14 protein-coding genes and 1 pseudogene are annotated in these 17,557 nt (G+C 38.5%); 8 read left to right on the top strand and 7 right to left on the bottom strand.

Annotated elements, in window-relative coordinates; translation table 11 throughout:
• The first annotated feature begins 86 nt into the window (after positions 1 to 86).
• The 4 genes from ACR2MV_RS04745 (at position 87) to ACR2MV_RS04730 (ending at position 5,962) form a co-directional block, all read left to right on the top strand.
• The gene (locus ACR2MV_RS04745; protein ID WP_434020754.1) at positions 87 to 2,474 is read left to right on the top strand and encodes an arylsulfatase; all 2,388 of its coding nucleotides are present in this window, start codon (positions 87 to 89) and stop codon (positions 2,472 to 2,474) included.
• A 100-nt stretch (positions 2,475 to 2,574) separates the two neighbouring features.
• The gene (locus ACR2MV_RS04740; RefSeq protein WP_434020753.1) at positions 2,575 to 4,080 is read left to right on the top strand and encodes a serine hydrolase; all 1,506 of its coding nucleotides are present in this window, start codon (positions 2,575 to 2,577) and stop codon (positions 4,078 to 4,080) included.
• 109 nt (positions 4,081 to 4,189) lie between these two features.
• Complete coding sequence (locus ACR2MV_RS04735) at positions 4,190 to 5,440, top strand: hypothetical protein (protein ID WP_434020752.1); 1,251 nt, start codon at positions 4,190 to 4,192, stop codon at positions 5,438 to 5,440.
• 3 nt (positions 5,441 to 5,443) lie between these two features.
• Positions 5,444 to 5,962, top strand: a complete 519-nt coding sequence (locus ACR2MV_RS04730; protein WP_434020751.1) for a cupin domain-containing protein — start codon at positions 5,444 to 5,446, stop codon at positions 5,960 to 5,962.
• 13 nt (positions 5,963 to 5,975) lie between these two features.
• Here ACR2MV_RS04730 and ACR2MV_RS04725 read toward each other — a convergent pair whose 3' ends face one another.
• Positions 5,976 to 6,887, bottom strand: a complete 912-nt coding sequence (locus ACR2MV_RS04725; RefSeq protein WP_434020750.1) for a hypothetical protein — start codon at positions 6,885 to 6,887, stop codon at positions 5,976 to 5,978.
• A gap of 119 nt (positions 6,888 to 7,006) precedes the next feature.
• Between ACR2MV_RS04725 and ACR2MV_RS04720 the strand changes: the two genes are divergently transcribed.
• From ACR2MV_RS04720 to ACR2MV_RS04710, 3 genes are all read left to right on the top strand, one after another.
• On the top strand, positions 7,007 to 8,158 hold the full coding sequence (locus tag ACR2MV_RS04720) for a putative porin (protein ID WP_434020749.1): 1,152 nt from the start codon (positions 7,007 to 7,009) through the stop codon (positions 8,156 to 8,158).
• Positions 8,159 to 8,328: 170 nt separating this feature from the next.
• Positions 8,329 to 9,615: a DEAD/DEAH box helicase gene (locus ACR2MV_RS04715; RefSeq protein WP_434020748.1), complete on the top strand. Its 1,287-nt coding sequence runs from the start codon at positions 8,329 to 8,331 to the stop codon at positions 9,613 to 9,615.
• A gap of 90 nt (positions 9,616 to 9,705) precedes the next feature.
• Positions 9,706 to 10,122: a CBS domain-containing protein gene (locus ACR2MV_RS04710; RefSeq protein WP_434020747.1), complete on the top strand. Its 417-nt coding sequence runs from the start codon at positions 9,706 to 9,708 to the stop codon at positions 10,120 to 10,122.
• On the opposite strand, the gene ACR2MV_RS04705 is transcribed toward ACR2MV_RS04710, so the two are convergent.
• Positions 10,101 to 11,060, bottom strand: coding sequence for a 2-hydroxyacid dehydrogenase (locus tag ACR2MV_RS04705; protein WP_434020746.1), 960 nt, complete (start codon positions 11,058 to 11,060; stop codon positions 10,101 to 10,103). The genes ACR2MV_RS04710 and ACR2MV_RS04705 overlap by 22 nt on opposite strands.
• A gap of 73 nt (positions 11,061 to 11,133) precedes the next feature.
• Here ACR2MV_RS04705 and ACR2MV_RS04700 point away from each other — a divergent pair, with 73 nt between their 5' ends.
• On the top strand, positions 11,134 to 13,704 hold the full coding sequence (locus ACR2MV_RS04700) for a M14 family zinc carboxypeptidase (RefSeq protein ID WP_434020745.1): 2,571 nt from the start codon (positions 11,134 to 11,136) through the stop codon (positions 13,702 to 13,704).
• Positions 13,705 to 13,771: 67 nt separating this feature from the next.
• Here ACR2MV_RS04700 and atpG read toward each other — a convergent pair whose 3' ends face one another.
• The 5 genes and pseudogenes from atpG to ACR2MV_RS04675 all read right to left on the bottom strand — a co-directional run.
• Positions 13,772 to 14,632 carry an ATP synthase F1 subunit gamma gene (gene atpG / locus ACR2MV_RS04695; RefSeq protein ID WP_434020744.1) on the bottom strand — a complete coding sequence of 287 codons (861 nt, stop codon included), beginning with the start codon at positions 14,630 to 14,632 and terminating at the stop codon, positions 13,772 to 13,774.
• 62 nt (positions 14,633 to 14,694) lie between these two features.
• Positions 14,695 to 16,272: a F0F1 ATP synthase subunit alpha gene (gene atpA, locus ACR2MV_RS04690; protein ID WP_434020743.1), complete on the bottom strand. Its 1,578-nt coding sequence runs from the start codon at positions 16,270 to 16,272 to the stop codon at positions 14,695 to 14,697.
• Positions 16,273 to 16,293: 21 nt separating this feature from the next.
• On the bottom strand, positions 16,294 to 16,851 hold the full coding sequence (atpH, locus tag ACR2MV_RS04685) for an ATP synthase F1 subunit delta (protein WP_434020742.1): 558 nt from the start codon (positions 16,849 to 16,851) through the stop codon (positions 16,294 to 16,296).
• Positions 16,852 to 16,853: 2 nt separating this feature from the next.
• Entirely contained in the window at positions 16,854 to 17,354 is a 501-nt protein-coding gene (locus ACR2MV_RS04680) for a F0F1 ATP synthase subunit B (protein ID WP_434020741.1), read from the bottom strand.
• A 79-nt stretch (positions 17,355 to 17,433) separates the two neighbouring features.
• Positions 17,434 to 17,557: pseudogene (locus ACR2MV_RS04675) on the bottom strand (hypothetical protein); the annotation flags it as partial.

Raw genomic sequence — 17,557 nt, 5'->3', positions numbered from 1 at the left:
ATTTTTTGTAAAAACAGGATTTTAATACTGTCCCTAGCAAATACTTCCGTAAATTTAGGTCACTAATTTTCTAAACCTTGAATTTCATGAAATCACAAATTCTCAAAATTGGATTTTTGTTTTTGTTGAGCATTTCTTTAGGATGTCAACAAAACGAAAATTCGAAATCAGTATCAACTGATAATTCTAATGAATTAGATCGAACCCACCTTCCGATTCAACCTCCAAAAACAGCAGCCATTACTGAGATGGATGCCAGAAATGTTCAGAAACCAGAACCTTTCAATGTAGAGGCACCTGAAGGAGCGCCTAATATCGTATTGGTTATGATAGATGATATTGGTTTTGGAGCAACAAATACTTTTGGAGGTGCCATAGAAACACCTACTTTTGATCGTCTTGCCAATAATGGTTTACGATTTAATCAGTTTCATACAACTGCCTTATGCTCGCCAACAAGAGCCTCCTTGCTGTCAGGTAGAAATCATCACAATGTCAATGTTGGTTCAGTAATGGAAATAGCCACAGGATATCCCGGCAATCAAGGAATTAGACCGGATAATGCGAAATATGTCGCAGAAACGCTTCGTCAAAATGGATATAGCACGGCTGCCTTTGGAAAATGGCATGAAACGGCTACCTGGGAGGTATCGGTTTCAGGTCCGTTTTTTCGATGGCCAACGAATTCAGGTTTTGATAAATTTTACGGATTTATTGGAGGTGAGACCAATCAATGGGATCCGGTTATTTTTGATGGGGTAACCAAGGTGCATAAAAAAGATGATCCGGACTATCATTTTACAACCGACATGACCAATGAGGCGATTGAATGGATCAAGTTTCAAAAGGCAATGACTCCTGATAAACCTTTCATGGTTTATTACGCCCCAGGAGCGGTACATGCACCTCATCATGCACCCAAGGAATGGATAGAAAAATACAAAGGTAAATTTGATGCCGGTTGGCTAAAATTAAGAGAAGAAACCTTCGCCCGTCAAAAAGAAATGGGCATCATTCCTAAAAATACAAAACTGGCTCCTATGCCAAGTGATATTAAAGACTGGGAAAGCTTAAGTGCAGATGAAAAGAAATTATTTGCCTTACAAATGGAAACATTTGCAGGTTTTATGGATCATACGGATAATGAAATTGGAAGAATGGTGGAAGCCATTGAAGAAGTGGGTGCCATGGATAACACCTTATTCATTTATGTAATGGGCGATAATGGTTCTAGTGCTGAAGGTGGATTAGAAGGAACCTTTAATGAATTGGTTCACTTGAACGGAATTTTTGATGAAGAAACGATTGAGAGCATGCTCGAACATGCTGATGATTGGGGCGGACCAAATTCATTTCCGCATATGTCGGCGGCCTGGGCAGTGGCTACGGATGCCCCCTTTAAATGGACAAAACAAATGGCAGCTGATTTTGGGGGAACTCGAAATGCCATGGTAATGCACTGGCCAGCTGGTATCAGTGCCAAAGGAGAAATTAGAGAGCAGTTTCATCATGTGAATGATGTAGCACCGACGATTTTGGAAGCGACCGGATTACCAGCACCCAAATCGATCAATGGTGTAGATCAAATTCCTATGGATGGTGTGAGTATGTTATATGCTGCTAACGATGCAGGAGCTGAAGATCGTCATAAGGTTCAATATTTTGAAATGTTCGGAAACAGAGCCATTTATCATGATGGCTGGCTTGCACGTGTGGTCCATATGGTGCCATGGGTGGGCAAACCTAGAAAACCCTTAGCAGAAGAGGAATGGGAGTTATATCATGTTGATGAAGATTTTAGTTTGACAAATAACCTTGCTGCGGATCAACCTGAAAAAGTAAAAGAAATGCAGGATTTGTTCGATAAAGAGGCGATTGCGAATAATGTCTATCCGTTAGATGATAGATTGTATGAACGCTTTAATGCTGCTATCGCCGGTCGACCAGACCTCATGGGTGACAGAAAATCATTGACCTTAGCACAGGGAATGGAAGGTATTTTAGAAAATACGTTCTTGAATGTAAAAAACACCTCCAAAACTATTGTAGCTGATGTCAATTTGAATGGGAATGACAGGGGTATTATTCTTTGTCAAGGTGGAAAATTTGGTGGATGGGCCCTCTATATGAATAATGGGAAACCAGGCTATACGTATAATTATTTCGGTTTACAACGGTATACGATTGAGGCACCTAAGGCTGTCACTAATAAAAACGCCCAAATTAAATTGGAATTCACCTATGATGGTGGTGGTACCGGAAAAGGCGGAGTAGCCAAAATATTTGTAGATGGAGATCTGGTGGCAGAAGGTAGGGTTGAAAAAACGCAGCCTGCTGTTTTTTCTGCTGATGAAACGGCAGATGTCGGATTGGACGATGCCACTCAGGTAGCGGATAAAGTATTTAAAGATGTGGACGATTCAGAGTTTACAGGAGTCGTTGAGAAAGTAACCATAAGCATTCCAGAATCTTAATCGAGATAGATTTCTTCTAAAAAACCAAAAAGACAAGCTAGTATTAGCTTGTCTTTTTTTTAGTAAATTTAAGCCTGCACGAATCAAATCAGATATACACATGACTATTCAAAAGTTTTCGAAACAATTTTATTCAATTGCCCTATTGTTTTTTGTTTTACTCGCCTCTTGTAAGCAGGCTAATGACCTTACAAATAAGGACAACAATCCATATCAAAATTTATTTGCCACGATGCATGAAAGGGGACAATTCAATGGGAATGTCATGGTGATAAAAAAAGGAGAAATGGTGTATCAAGGGGCCTTTGGAATAAAAAATATTGACCCAATTGACTCTTTGCAACTAGGAGATCGATTCAGATTGGCATCGGTAAGTAAGCAGTTTACAGCTGCTGCAATTATACAATTAAAGGAACAAGGAAAACTATCCTATGATCAGGATATACGAGATTTTATTCCGGAACTGCCTTATGAAGGAATCACCGTGAGACATTTGTTGAATCATGTTTCAGGATTGCCAGATTACGAAAGGCTCATGTTTGAATACTGGAAACCTGAGCTCGAATATAACGATGTCAACAGGTTTGTTTCCGGAAATGAGGATATAATAAAAATGCTGGTTGAAAAGAAACCGGAGGTAGATTTTAAACCTGAAGAACAGTGGGAATACAGCAATACCGGTTATTTATTGTTGGCAAGTATCGTTAACAAGGCTTCAGGAATGCCGTTTGAAACCTATGTTAAGGAGCATATTTTTGAACCGACAGAAATGGGGAGCGTTGTTTATAATTATGTTCCAGGCTTAGATCCGGATATGCCAGAACGGGTATTCGGGTATAAAACCGAGTTAGATGGTAGCCGTACTTTTGAAGACAGACATTTTATTAATCCTGTACAAGGAGATGGAGGGATTTATGCCTCCTTAGAGGACCTGCAAAAATGGGATCGTATTTTGTATACAGATAAAATTATAAGCGAGGCATCTAAAAAAGAAGCTTTTAGTCCATTTGTTCTAAAAAACGGAGATACTACAGATTATGGTTTTGGCTGGTTTCTTGATAAGTCATTAACCGGTAAAAAAGTCGTTTATCATTCTGGGGGATGGGTTGGATTCGGAACGTATATTTATCGTGAAATTGAAGAAGATAATTGTTTGATTTTACTGACTAATAATTCTAAAGGCTTTCCATCGGCTGCTGTCAATGGCGTAAAGAATATTTGGAATGACAGGCCATATGAGCTTCCTAAAATCAGTATTGTTGATACCTTGAGACATGTGATCGTTGACAAAGGGTTGAAGGAAGGAATTGCCCTTTATGAAAATTTGAAATCAGATACTTCCGTAGACTATAATTTCGGAGAGAATGAATTAAACATGTTGGGATATCAGTTAATGACCTTAAAAAAGAACGAAGAGGCAATTGGAGTTTTGGAGTTAAATAATCAATTGTTTAGTGGTTCTGCAAACACATATGATAGCGTTGGTGATGCCTATCTGGCCAAAGGAGATACGATTACAGCGATCACATTTTTTCAAAAAGCCTATGCCAAAGATTCAACCTTTGTATTTTCATTAAATAAAGCCAAGGAATTAGAAGGAAATTAACCGTTCCTCTTTCAATATTAGAATTTAAAATAATAGTAATCAAGGATTAAAAAGTCAACACAAAATGAAAATAGATGTAAGTATATCCCGGAATTTAAATTTGATGGCTATGGTAATTATAGCCTCAATTCTATTTCTAAACTGTGAGTCAAAACCAAAAAATACTAAGAATCCGATTAATGCTGTGCTTGTCGGGGCTTCTTCTTCCACAATCAATCCGAAAATCGGAATGTTTATAGCAGGAGACAAACCCAATAGGCGCTTTACCGGAATTCATGATTCATTGTATGCCAAAGCGGTGGTGATAAGAAAAGAGAATGAATTATTGGCTCTGGTTACGTTAGACTGTATTGGTCTACTGTATCCTGATGTAGATAAGATCCGTATTAGAGCCAGTGAAATGATCAATGATTCATTGATGTTACCTGAGCGAATAATAGTAGCATCTAACCATGTTCACTCAGGCCCGGACGTAGTAGGTATTTGGGGTCCCAGTCAATTGGAAAGTGGTGTTGATTCTGTATATATGAAAGAAATGATAGAGGTGGCCGCTTTACAGGTAAAGAAAGCATTTGAAGGAATGAGGCCCGCCAAAATATATGCAGCTTCAGGAGAATTTGGAGAAGGCTGGGTGAATAATATTTGTGAGCCTGATGAAATAGATCGGTCCTTAGAATTGATCCAGTTTACTGATACCAATGGCGAAAGCATCGCTACAATGACAAATTTTGCCTGCCATCCTACCTTCTATGACGCAGTTCAGAACGAGGTTTCTGCTGATTATGTGGGCGCATTTTATAATCACCTATCGAAATCAATTGATGGGGAGCACCTGTTTTTTCAAGGAGCTATAGGAGGATGGGTACAACCTGAAAAGGAAGATCAGTCGTTTGAGGTAGGAATAAAAAGAGGAGAAGAATTATCTGCTGAGGTTCAACGTTTGCTTCCGGGGAAATCAGAATTGAAAAATTCAGATATTCAATTTAGAAATGAAGTTTTTGAATTGCCGATTTCCAATTCGGGATGGGCTCAGTTGGCAGCTGCAGGAGTTATTAAAAGGGACATTGATTCAACTACTACCACTGAGATGGCTTGGTTTAGAATCGGTGAAGCGGAATTTATTACTCATCCTGGAGAAACTCCTCCAGCTTATTCATTTAAATCGAAGGAAATGATGGGTGACGGGCCGAAGTTTGTCATTGGCTTGGGGCTTGACGCCATGGGATATATATTGAAGCCTGAATACTTTGAGCCCGAAACGGACCTGCCTCATGCAGCCTATTTAACAAGAATGTCTCCAGGAAAGGAAGCTGGTCCAATTGTCTTGTCTAAAATCGAGAAATTAATAAAAACGCCTTAAAGTATGGGTGCCGACACTATAGAAACAATAAATGCTATCATAAAACAATTGGAATTGTTGCCTCATCCTGAAGGAGGTTTTTACAAGGAATCTCATAGAAGTGATTTGACGATTGCCAAAGAATGCCTTCCTGAAGGATATTCAGGGATGAGAAATGTAAGCACGGCCATCTATTTTTTGCTGACTTCTGATAATTTCTCGGCCTTCCATAAGATTCACCAAGATGAGGTCTGGCATTTCTATAAGGGATCACCAATTTCACTTCATGTGATTACTAAAAACGGAGTTTATGAGAATCATATTATTGGCCCTGAATTAGAATTGGGTCAGGTGCCTCAACATGTGGTACAAGGTGGTGATTGGTTTGCTTCTGAGGTTTCAACAGAAGATTCTTATTCTTTAGCAGGTTGTACGGTGTCACCAGGATTTGATTTTGCCGATTTTGAAATGGCTCAAAGAGATGATCTGATCAAGCAGTTTCCTCAATTTGAAAATATTATATCAAGGCTGTGCCGGGCCTGATAGGAGGGCGCAACTAATTGGAAATTCCTCTGTCTAACCAATGAATAATATTGAGTAGCAACTGGTAATTTTGTTTGGCTAATTCATGACTCATCCCAAAGCGTTGTCTGTTTGGTCCTGCAAGTTGGGATGTAAACATAGCTGCTTCACCAAAAACCACGATGCGACCTTCGCCATATTCCATGTAGGCTCCCTGATGCATTCCTTTGGCATTGTACTGTTTTATATCTCCTTCAAAAACCCATGCAGTATCTGGTAATATATTAATATGTGATTCCGGAAGTATTAATATGGGTTTGGCGTCTTCCGGGGATCGAAATGCCTGACCTGTAAACGAAGCAACTTCAGAAACAGATTCATTTACATACCTGCCTGCTGTAATCTCGTTTTCGATCAGCGTTTGGTCTTCAACACGAAACAAGGTAGGTCCATTCTGATTGCTGTTTAAAGCAAATCCATTGGTCATTTCAAAACCAAATACTTTTGCCAGATCCTCAGCGGCACCTGCCATAGGCATATGGTCTGCGATCAGAAATAAACTACCACCATTGGCTACCCATTGTTTTACCGTTTCTATTTCTTTTTTACTAAAAGCACTTGGAGTAGGCAGGTACCACTTGTTTATATTGATTTGGTTAAGTGCATTTGATATTACCAAAATCTGTCCTGACTCAAGTCTTTGAGTCATAAATGGCCCTGCATAGGCCTTTACTCGATAACCATCTCTTTCAAGCAGGTCGGAGAAAGCCTGGTATCTGCCACTTTTTGTATGAAAGTTATGATGGCCTTCATCAATAAAAACAACGGGTCCTGCATTTTTATCATAAGCAATATTCAAAATATCAGGGCGATAATAGGTATCGGCAACTTGTTGAGCACTGGCTATAGAAGCCAGGAGGCATAAAATATAAGTAATCGCTTTCATGTTACTAATTTACTAAAACAAGCGCAATTGATATTTATTAAATTCCCAATGATATTTGTCATCGTATCTGCTGATTAATTCCTTTATGTTTGCCTTAAACTCGATACTTTCAGCAAGACATGAAAATTTTAATGATTCATTTTGTAGCCATTTTTGTCTACTTATTTTTATGCCTTCAAGGATTGACAGCCCAGGAACCTGTAAAGCAAAAAAAACTATTCTTTAAGGCCGACCTAAGAGCCAGAGCAGAGCAAGACTGGGATTCTCGAAAATCAGACGGAACATACAGGGATGACCGGTTTAGAGTTCGATTCAGAGTAAGGGCTCAGTTAGAGTATAAACCAAAAGACTGGGCTACATTTGGTCTGAGAATGAGAACAGGTTACCCTGAGAAACAACAGGATCCCCACTTGACCATTGGTGATGGATATCATGAATTTGAATCAGTTCCGATCGGTTTCGATAAGCTGTATTTCAAGTATCATAAAAAATGGTTTACAGCTTGGGTGGGTAGAAATACTTTTCCTTTTGAAAAAACAAATGAACTTTTTTGGAGCGATAACGTTTGGTTAGATGGGGTTTATCTGAGTGCCCATCACAATCCTGCACCTGATTGGATTGACAAAGTTACCTATGCGGGAGGTATGTTTACGATGCTCAATAGTTTTTCAACTTTTGCTGATGATAGTTTTATGGGGATCGTACAAATTAAAACAGAACATTTTGAAAATAGATTACGAGTGTTTCCCGGTTTTTTTCACTTCAATCGCATGCCAGATATTCCTGATGGAAATGAAACCTTCAGATTTGAATATTCAATTCTTCAATTCGGGGCCGAAGCCCTGGTATTTAAAAACCCAAGAATTACAATGGGGTTAGACCTGTATCGAAACCTACAGAATTATAACAAAAACGATGCTATTGAAGATCGTTTTAAAAACCAGAAAAATGGCTTTGTAGGTAGTATTGTTTGGGGCGATCTCTCTAAAAAGGGTGACTTTGCGCTTGGCACTTATATCACCTATTTAGAACGTTATGCCGCCGTAGATTTTATTGCCCAGAATGATTGGGTAAGATGGGATTACAGTGGTCAGGGTTCGAGAGATGGGAGACTGACCAATTACAAAGGAATTGAGATCATGAGTGGATACAGGATCAGTAAAATGCTTCAGCTGAAAGTAAGATATTTTATAGTTGAGCAACTTCTTGCTTATGGGCCGGCTTTGGAAAATGGAAACAGAATACGTTTTGATATTGATTTTCGGTTTTAATGGCCTATTGTACAAGCTTCAATAGATATAGTGTATCACTTATTGGCACTAATTACCTGCGTATGATCATAGAATGGTTCTCTATTTTATGAATGCCAAGAACTAGTTCGGTGATGAAAGGGGTTTATATCCAAATAATCGAGTTATCTTTGCGGCTCTTAATATAATAGATGACATTTAAAGAATTAGGGCTCATACCTTCGATACTCCGAACACTAGAGGAGCAAGGATATAAAAAGCCAACCCCCATACAACAACAATCCATCCCAATTTTATTAAAAGGTAGAGATCTTTTGGGCTGTGCCCAAACAGGGACGGGAAAAACGGCAGCCTTTGCAATTCCGATATTACAGAACCTGAGCAAATCTCATAGTCAGGTAAAAGGAAAGCGAAAAATCAAGGCCTTGGTTGTGACACCCACCAGAGAGCTGGCAACACAAATTTCTGAGAGCTTTAAGGTATATGGCAAATACACCAACTTAAAGAATACTGTTATTTTTGGAGGTGTGAAACAAAGAGCACAGGTGGATGCCTTAAGACGAGGAGTTGATGTTTTAGTAGCCACTCCGGGGCGTTTACTCGATCTTATCAATCAGAAACATATCAGCCTGAGACATATAGAATATTTTGTGCTCGATGAGGCTGACCAGATGCTTGATATGGGCTTTATTCACGATATTAAAAAGATTATAAATTTATTACCCAAGCAAAGGCAATCCTTATTCTTTTCTGCAACTATGCACCCTAAAATTGTTGCCTTGTCTAAGCAGATATTGGGAAATCCTGAAAGGGTTACGGTACAGCCGGAACAAACTACGGCTGAGAAAGTTGAGCAGGCAATTTACTTTGTTACCAAATCCAATAAAATAAAGTTGTTGATCTATTTACTTCAAAAAAATCAAATAGATTCAGTACTCGTTTTTTCCAGAACCAAACACGGAGCAAACAAAATTGTCAAGTTATTGCTGAGAGAAGGATTCAGGAGTGCTGCCATACATGGTAACAAATCTCAGACGGCACGAGAACTGGCCTTGAATAATTTCAAAAAAGGTGATATTAATATTTTAGTGGCTACTGATATAGCTGCGCGAGGAATTGATATTGACGAATTGTCATTTGTGGTCAATTACGATTTGCCTAATGTTCCGGAATCCTATGTCCACAGAATCGGAAGGACCGGAAGAGCCGGGGCCAGTGGAATTGCGATTTCATTTTGCGATGGAAGCGAAAGACCTTATTTAAAGGATATTGAAAAGTTAATCAATAAACAGATCCGGGTCATTCATGAGCATCCTTTTGTAAATGATGATCTTGAGAAAGAGTCGCAAAAGCCGGAAAGACAGCACGGTCATAAGAGAAAACCAAAGCCCGCCGGAAAAGCCAAAGGCGGAGGTAGAAAGAATTATTGGAGAAAGAAAAAAGCTAAAAAAGGCAACTCCGACGCTTCGAAAACCTAGTCTTTCTTATTTCCTTGTAATCATGATTTAAATCATTTTATATCTGGTTATTTTTCATGTACTTTAACATAGTTTTAAAGGAGATCAGCCATGAAAAAAAATGAACCCATTTCAAGTATTATGACCAAGGAGGTTGTAACATTGAACCTAGAGGATTCTCTTTATTCTGCTGAAAAGAGAATGAAGAAGAACCACATCAGGCATATGCCTGTCGTTAGTGATGAAAAATTAATAGGTCTTATCAGTTTGTCAGATTTACAACGTATCAGTTTTATAGATGCTTATGGTAAGGAAGGAACAGAAGATACTCCTATTTATAATATGCTTGACATCAAAGACCTGATGATAAAAAAACCATTAACAGCAAGTCCTCAAACAACCATTATGGAAGTTTCCAAACTGCTGGCCAGTAAAGAGTTCCATTCTTTACCGGTTGTAGAAGAAGATAAACTGGTGGGTATCATTACCACTACGGATCTCCTGCATTATTTTATTGAATTATGCTGATCCAACATGGCGGCAACTTTGTGGACAATGGTTTCTGCCAGTTTTCGTTTTGATTCTACGGTCCATCCGGCCACATGAGGACTTAAGAGTACCTTATCTGAATTGATCAATTTTTGAAAATCTTCAGGTAAGGTATTTTCTTTTGAAAAGAAATTTTCAAAAGAGCTTTTCTCGTATTCTAAAACATCCAGACAGGCACCTTTTATTTTGCCTGATTCTAAAGCGCTGACTAAGTCTTTGGTAACAATAGCCGAACCTCTGGCTGTATTAATGACATAGATATCATTTTTAAACCGATCTATAAACGAGGCCCGAACCATTTGTTTGGTAAGATCCGTTTGAGGTGTATGTAAACTTAAGATGTCGGTCTTTTGGAATAGTTCATTTATACCTACTTGTCTGGCATTTTCATCTCCCAGGCCTTCCCTGATGTCATAACAGATCACCTCACAATCGAATCCCTTTAGTTTTTTTGCAAAGGCCTTCCCCATGTTTCCATACCCTATAAGACCAATGGTTTTGCCTTCTAATTCGATACCCCGATTATCTTCTCTGAGCCATTGCCCGTTCCTGATTTCTGTATCAGCTTTGTTAAATTTATTGAAAAGAGAAAGAATCATTCCCAAAGCATGTTCACCCACAGCATTTCTATTTCCCTCAGGGGCGGCAATTAAATGGATGTTTTTACTCATCGCGAAGTCAATATCAATATTTTCCAAACCGGCTCCAACCCGTCCGATGAATTTCAATTTTGTTGCTTTTTCTAAAAAGGATCTGTCGATTTGGAATCGACTGCGAATAATAATACCATCATACAAATGAATTTTATTTTCAACCGTTGTTTTGGAAGAAGAATAGTCTTCATCACAATCCATATGCAGCTTTTTTAATCCATCTAGGAGAAGCGGGTGATTCGTATCTAAAAACAGAACTTTCATCAGTCAATAATTTTTTTACAAAAATATGGGAACTGAATTATTAAAAGATCCTTAATTTTAAAAAAAAATATTTATGCAGCCTCACCTATTAAGATTTCTTGTAACGATTTTATGTTTGTCAAATACGCTCTTATTTGCACAAGATTATTTTTTGGAGTCTTACCAGCCATTTGATACCTCCATTCCAAGTCCTGAGGAGTTTCTTGGATATCCCATTGGAGAATACCATACCCGACATGATTTAGTGGTAGCCTATATGTATACGCTGGCCGAACTTTCCGATAAGGCTGCGGTCACTGTTTATGGAAAAACCCATGAAAACCGGAAACTCTTGATTTTACAGATCGGAAGTCCGGAGAATTTAAAAAATATTGAGGAGCTCAAAAAGAAGCACCTTGAAGTGGTTGATGCCGATAAGGATGTCCAGGATTTTAGCGGACTTCCATTATTTGTGAATCTTGCCTATGGAGTGCATGGTAATGAGCCCTCTAGTACTGAAGCAGCCATGCTGACAGCTTATACTTTGATTGCTTCTCAAAATGAAAAAGTAGTATCCTATTTGGATGAGGTAATCGTCTTTTTAGATCCAACGATTAATCCTGATGGGAGGGACAGGCATTCGAACTGGGCCAACAGTTACAGAGGAAATCCACTGATTGCAGATAAATATGATATAGAGCATAATGAAGCCTGGCCAAGAGGCAGAACAAATCATTATTGGTTTGATCTGAACAGGGACCTGTTGCTCGGTGTGCATCCGGAATCACAGGGACGCCTGGATTGGTACCATGACTGGTATCCGAATGTGGTGACTGATTTTCATGAAATGGGGACCAACAGTACTTATTTTTTCGAACCTAAAAACAAATCGGCTTCTGTTAAGCCAATTACTCCCGCAGAGAACCGGGACGTTCTTAACAAGGTTTTTGCAGAACAGTATGCCGCTGACCTGGATGAGATAGGTTCTTTTTATTTTACAGATGAGATTTATGATTCTACCTACCCCGGATATGGTTCTACCTATATGGACCTCCAGGGTTCGTTGGCATTATTATTTGAGCAGGCCAGTTCACGAGGGCACCTGCAGGAAACTTCAACAGGAGTGATTTCATTTCCTTTTACCATAAGAAACCAGTTTGTGTCGAGTATGGCAACCGTCAAAGCTGCCATTGCAAATAAGGATTTACTCTATAACTATCAGAACGAATTTTTTAAGAAAGCGAGGCAGAAAGGAGCATCTTCTAAAGTGAAAGGATATGTCTTTGGTGATTCACTGGATCAGCATCGAAATAAGGCCTTTATAGATGTTTTATTGCAACATCGTATCGAAGTATACCCGCTCAGTGAAAAAACCACTGTAAATGGCGTAAATTTTGACAAGGGGTCATCTTATGTTGTGCCTGCAAATCAAAAGCAGTATTATATGGTTCAATCTTTATTCGAAACGTATGAATCGTATCGGGACAGCGTCTTTTACGATACTTCGGCCTGGTCCATGGTGAATTTCTATAATTTAAAATATAAACCTTCCGGGAAACTGCCATCCTATGGGGAAAGAATTACGGAAGAGACAAATCAAATACAGGTTCAGCAATTTGTAAAGAGTGATTATGCCTATTTGATTCCTTATGACAGCTATTATGCCCCGGCATTATTGCATGATCTGGAAAATCATGGTCTTGTAGTGAAAGTGTCAACGAAACCGTTTACGTCAAACATTGGTGAATCGCAACGGCGTTTTAATAGGGGTGCTTTATTGGTTCCTGTAGAAGATCAATTTGAGATACCTGCAGCCACCGTGCATGAATTGGTAGAAGAAGCCAGTCAGAAGTATAAGATTGAAGCTTTTCCTGTAAACACTGGCATGACAGTTGGAGGAAATGGATTGGGGAGCAGGAGCTTTCAAACATTGGTAAAGCCAAGTGTTATGATGATAGTTGGTGGTACTGTCAGTTCTTATGAGGCAGGAGAGGTATGGCACCTGTTTGAAGACAGGATGAATATGCCGGTAGTAAAAGTCCCCGAAAGCAGACTGTATTTAACAGACATCTACCGATATAATGTGATTATCATGGTTTCCGGGAATTACAGACTTTTGAATAAAAGGGAAAAAGAACGACTATCAAAATGGGTTGGTGATGGCAATACCTTGATTACAACAGGCAAGGCGAGTGACTGGGCCATCAAGCAAAAAATTGTGGAAGAAGAACTTTTTGGAAAAATGCCTGATTCGGTTTCTAAGGGAGAAAGAAGTAGTTATGAATCTGCACGAGGAACTCTTCGAAAGCACAACATTGGGGGCGCCATTTTTGAAGTAGACCTTGACTTAACACATCCAATTGCCTACGGTTATCACAGCAAAAAAGTACCAGTTTATAAGAATAATCGCGTTTGGATTAAACCAAGTAAAAACAGGTTCTCTACAGTGGCAGCCTATGTGGAAGACCCTCATGTTGATGGCTATATCAGCTCAGAAAATCTCGAAATCATGAAGCAGGCGGCTTCCATTGTCGTAAGTAAGAAAGGCAAAGGAAGGGTCGTACTTTTTGCAGATAATCCTAATTTTAGAGGCGCCTGGTACGGCACCAATAAATTATTTATGAATGCGGTGTTATTTGGTCACTTGATCAAAGTTCCTCAGTAAATGATATAGATAAAAGAAAAGCTCCTTAGAAACCTAAGGAGCTTTTTTTATGCTATGAAATTTTATATTAGTTGTTTAAAGCTTCAGCTCCACCAACAATCTCCAGGATTTCGTTGGTAATTGCCGCTTGACGCGCTTTATTATACACCAATAATAATTCATCTCTAAGTTCTGTTGCATTATCTGTTGCCTTGTGCATGGCTGTCATTCTCGCTCCGTGTTCTGAAGCATATGAATCTCTAATTGCCTTGTACAATTGCATTTTCAATGACTTAGGAATTAATCCTTTTACAATCTCTTCTTTATTTGGCTCAAAAATGTAATCAGCGCCTGCCTCATCGGTTTCTTCAGCAGCTGCAATTGGCAAGTATTGCTCTTGTGTTACTATTTGAGTAGCAGCATTTTTGAATCTGTTATACACTAATTCAATATGATCAAATGCACCGTTGGCAAATTGCTCCATCAAATCTTCAGCAAAAACAGCGGTATTTTCAAAAGTCAATTCATCATATAGATCCGATTCAAATTTGTAAATAGCGTGCTCTTTAGAAAGAATATCATTTCCTTTTTTACCAATGGTAAGAATAGAAACGTCTTTGCCAGCATATGTTGTCTTTGCTATCTTTGCCACCTCTTTTATTACACTGGAATTGAAACCACCACACAATCCTCTGTTAGAGGTAATGGCAACGATCAAGACTTTATTGATGTCTCTCTGTTCAGTGAATTCACCACCATCATCACTATCCAAAGTTGCGCTTAGATTTTGTAATAACTCGGTTAATTTATTAGAATAAGGACGCATTTGAACAATCGCATCCTGGGCTTTTTTCAACTTAGCAGCAGATACCATCTTCATGGCACTGGTGATCTTCATGGTTGACCCAATGGACGATATTCTGTTACGTATTTCTTTTAAATTTGCCATTTATGTATAAAATTAAATTTAGACTTCAGAACACAAGATTCTGAAGTCAAAACTTTAAACGTTTATTCAAATTTTGCAGATACTTCTGCAGCTACTTTTTCTAACGTATCAGTAACTTCATCAGTTAATTTACCTGCTTTCAAAGTTTCAAGAACATTCGCGTGTTTTGCACGTAAAAATTCAAGAAAATCTTTTTCAAATTCTTTTACCTGTTCAACAGGAACTGATTTTAATAAATCTTTTGAACCTGCATAAATAATAGCGATTTGATCCTCAACAGCAAACGGGTCGTTCTGAGCCTGCTTTAGGATCTCCACGTTTCTTTTACCTTTTTCAATTACACTTAAGGTTGCAGCATCAAGATCAGAACCGAATTTAGCAAAAGCTTCTAATTCACGGTATTGTGCCTGGTCAAGTTTTAAAGTTCCAGCTACTTTCTTCATTGATTTAATCTGAGCATTTCCACCTACACGTGATACAGAAATACCTACGTCAATCGCTGGTCTAACACCTGAGTTAAACAAATCAGAAGTCAAAAATATTTGTCCGTCAGTAATCGAAATTACGTTTGTTGGAATATAGGCGGATACATCACCGGCCTGTGTTTCAATAATTGGTAAGGCAGTTAATGAACCACCACCCTTTACTTTTCCTTTCAATGAAGGAGGAACATCATTCATTTGAGAAGCAATCGCATCATCATTGATTACTTTTGCAGCTCTTTCAAGAAGTCTTGAGTGAAGATAAAATACATCACCAGGATATGCCTCACGACCTGGAGGTCTTCTTAATAACAATGAAACTTCACGATATGCAACCGCTTGTTTAGAAAGGTCATCATAAATAATCAATGCTGGTCTACCTGTATCACGGAAGTATTCACCGATCGCAGCACCTGCAAACGGAGCGTAAAACTGCATTGGAGCAACATCTGATGCATTTGCAGCGACAATAGTCGTATAAGCAAGAGCACCTTTTTCTTCTAACATCTTAGCAATACCAGCAACAGTTGAACCTTTTTGACCTATGGCAACATAAATACAAAATACTGGCTCACCTGCATCATAAAATTCTTTCTGATTGATAATTGTATCAAGCGCCACAGTAGACTTACCAGTCTGACGGTCACCAATAATCAATTCACGTTGTCCACGTCCTACAGGAATCATGGCATCAACTGATTTTAATCCGGTTTGTAATGGCTCAGTTACTGGTTCTCTATAAATTACACCAGGAGCTTTTCTCTCTAATGGCATTTCAAAAGTTTCACCTTCAATTGGCCCTTTACCATCAATTGGCTCACCTAGTGTGTTTACAACTCTTCCAAGGATACCTTCACCTACATTGATAGAAGCAATTCTATCAGTACGCTTTACAGTAGCTCCTTCTCTAATTGCAGTAGAATCACCTAATAATACTACACCAACATTGTCTTCTTCCAGGTTAAGAACGATACCTTCAAGTCCTCCTTCAAAAACCACTAGCTCTCCATACTGTACATTTGATAAACCATAGATTCTGGCGATACCATCTCCTATTTGTAATACAGTTCCTATTTCAGTCAACGAAGCTTTTCCTTCAAATCCTGTTAGTTGTTCTTTTAAAATTGCTGATACTTCAGCTGGTTTTATTGTTGCCATTTTTACTAGTTATTATCTTAATTAGATTTTAGATATATAATGATTATCTTCAAATTGAGAAAGAAGGTTGTTCAATCTGTAAGAAACGCTTGAGTCATACAATTTATCACCTACTCTTAAAACAAACCCTCCGATTATTGACGGGTCCACTACATTATTCAAGCTAATTTGCTTTCCTAATGCTTCCTCAACTCTTTTTAGAATTGCTTTTTCCAAGTCCTTGGTCAATGGAACGGCAGATATAACTTGAGCTACCTCTATTCCTTGCAGGAAATCGTAAATCACAATGTATTCCTTAGCTACTAATTCAAGTAGGGCAGGTCTTCTGTTTTCGATCAGTAAGTTGATAAGACCCATGGTGATATCATTTACTTTTTTTCCGAAAATGTCTTTTAATACAGCTGTCTTGGCTGCCGATTTGATCACAGGGCTTTTTAACATGATTTCCAGGTCATGATTTTCTTCAATCGTAGACTGGATTAAAATCATATCATCATTCACCTCTTTTGCAAAACCTTTTTCTTTTGCGAGGTTTAATGTTGCCTTAGCGTATCTTAATGCTGCTCTTGTTCCTACCATGCTTATTTTAACCTAGCTTCGTCTAACATTTTTTCAATCAACTTCACTTGCTTGTCCTTATCAGACAATTCGTCTTTCATGATCTTCTCTGCGATGCCAATTGATAATTCAGCAACTTGATTCTTCAATTCAGTGATTGCCGAATGTTTTTCATTCTCTATGGTTTGTTTGGCCTGCTCAATAATTTTATTTGATTGAGTCTTTGCTTCATCTTTCGCCTCTGTGATCATTTTTTCTTTGATCATTCTTGCATCTTTCAACAAAGAATCTCTTTCAGCTCTGGCTTCTTTCAAAATCTTTTCGTTGCTTGACTGAAGATCCAGCATTTCCTGACGGGCTTTATCAGCTTCATCCAAGGCATTTTGAATACCTTCTTCTCTGCTGTTCAAAGCGTCCAAAATAGGTTTCCATGCAAATTTCTTCAATAAGAAAAGCAACAATACAAAAAGAATTGTTTGCCAGAAAAAAAGTCCAAATGAAAAATCGTTGATTAACTTCTCCATGTGTTTATTTTGTAAATATTAATATTGTTTTGAAAACAATAGCTATAACCAACCGTCATAGCTATTGTTACTTTTAAGATTAAACTGCAAATAAAGCAGCAAATCCAATACCTTCAATAAGCGCCGCTGCAATCAACATCGCTGTTTGAATTTTACCAGTAGCTTCAGGTTGACGAGCAATAGCGTCCATCGCTGAACCACCA

Source organism: Lutimonas sp., assembly GCF_051011215.1.
In the GTDB taxonomy this organism is placed as follows: domain Bacteria; phylum Bacteroidota; class Bacteroidia; order Flavobacteriales; family Flavobacteriaceae; genus Lutimonas.
This window is presented reverse-complemented; position numbering and strand designations above follow the sequence as displayed.

Excerpts from the sequence above, each read along its gene's own strand:
- ACR2MV_RS04705 (WP_434020746.1), bottom strand. The coding sequence starts at position 11,060 with ATGAAAGTTCTGTTTTTAGATACGAATCACCCGCTTCTCCTAGATGGA.
- ACR2MV_RS04720 (WP_434020749.1), top strand. The coding sequence starts at position 7,007 with ATGAAAATTTTAATGATTCATTTTGTAGCCATTTTTGTCTACTTATTT.
- ACR2MV_RS04680 (WP_434020741.1), bottom strand. The coding sequence starts at position 17,354 with ATGGAGAAGTTAATCAACGATTTTTCATTTGGACTTTTTTTCTGGCAA.
- atpH (WP_434020742.1), bottom strand. The coding sequence starts at position 16,851 with ATGGTAGGAACAAGAGCAGCATTAAGATACGCTAAGGCAACATTAAAC.
- ACR2MV_RS04730 (WP_434020751.1), top strand. The coding sequence starts at position 5,444 with ATGGGTGCCGACACTATAGAAACAATAAATGCTATCATAAAACAATTG.
- ACR2MV_RS04735 (WP_434020752.1), top strand. The coding sequence starts at position 4,190 with ATGGTAATTATAGCCTCAATTCTATTTCTAAACTGTGAGTCAAAACCA.
- ACR2MV_RS04715 (WP_434020748.1), top strand. The coding sequence starts at position 8,329 with ATGACATTTAAAGAATTAGGGCTCATACCTTCGATACTCCGAACACTA.
- atpA (WP_434020743.1), bottom strand. The coding sequence starts at position 16,272 with ATGGCAACAATAAAACCAGCTGAAGTATCAGCAATTTTAAAAGAACAA.
- atpG (WP_434020744.1), bottom strand. The coding sequence starts at position 14,632 with ATGGCAAATTTAAAAGAAATACGTAACAGAATATCGTCCATTGGGTCA.
- ACR2MV_RS04710 (WP_434020747.1), top strand. The coding sequence starts at position 9,706 with ATGAAAAAAAATGAACCCATTTCAAGTATTATGACCAAGGAGGTTGTA.
- ACR2MV_RS04740 (WP_434020753.1), top strand. The coding sequence starts at position 2,575 with ATGACTATTCAAAAGTTTTCGAAACAATTTTATTCAATTGCCCTATTG.
- ACR2MV_RS04725 (WP_434020750.1), bottom strand. The coding sequence starts at position 6,887 with ATGAAAGCGATTACTTATATTTTATGCCTCCTGGCTTCTATAGCCAGT.
- ACR2MV_RS04745 (WP_434020754.1), top strand. The coding sequence starts at position 87 with ATGAAATCACAAATTCTCAAAATTGGATTTTTGTTTTTGTTGAGCATT.
- ACR2MV_RS04700 (WP_434020745.1), top strand. The coding sequence starts at position 11,134 with ATGCAGCCTCACCTATTAAGATTTCTTGTAACGATTTTATGTTTGTCA.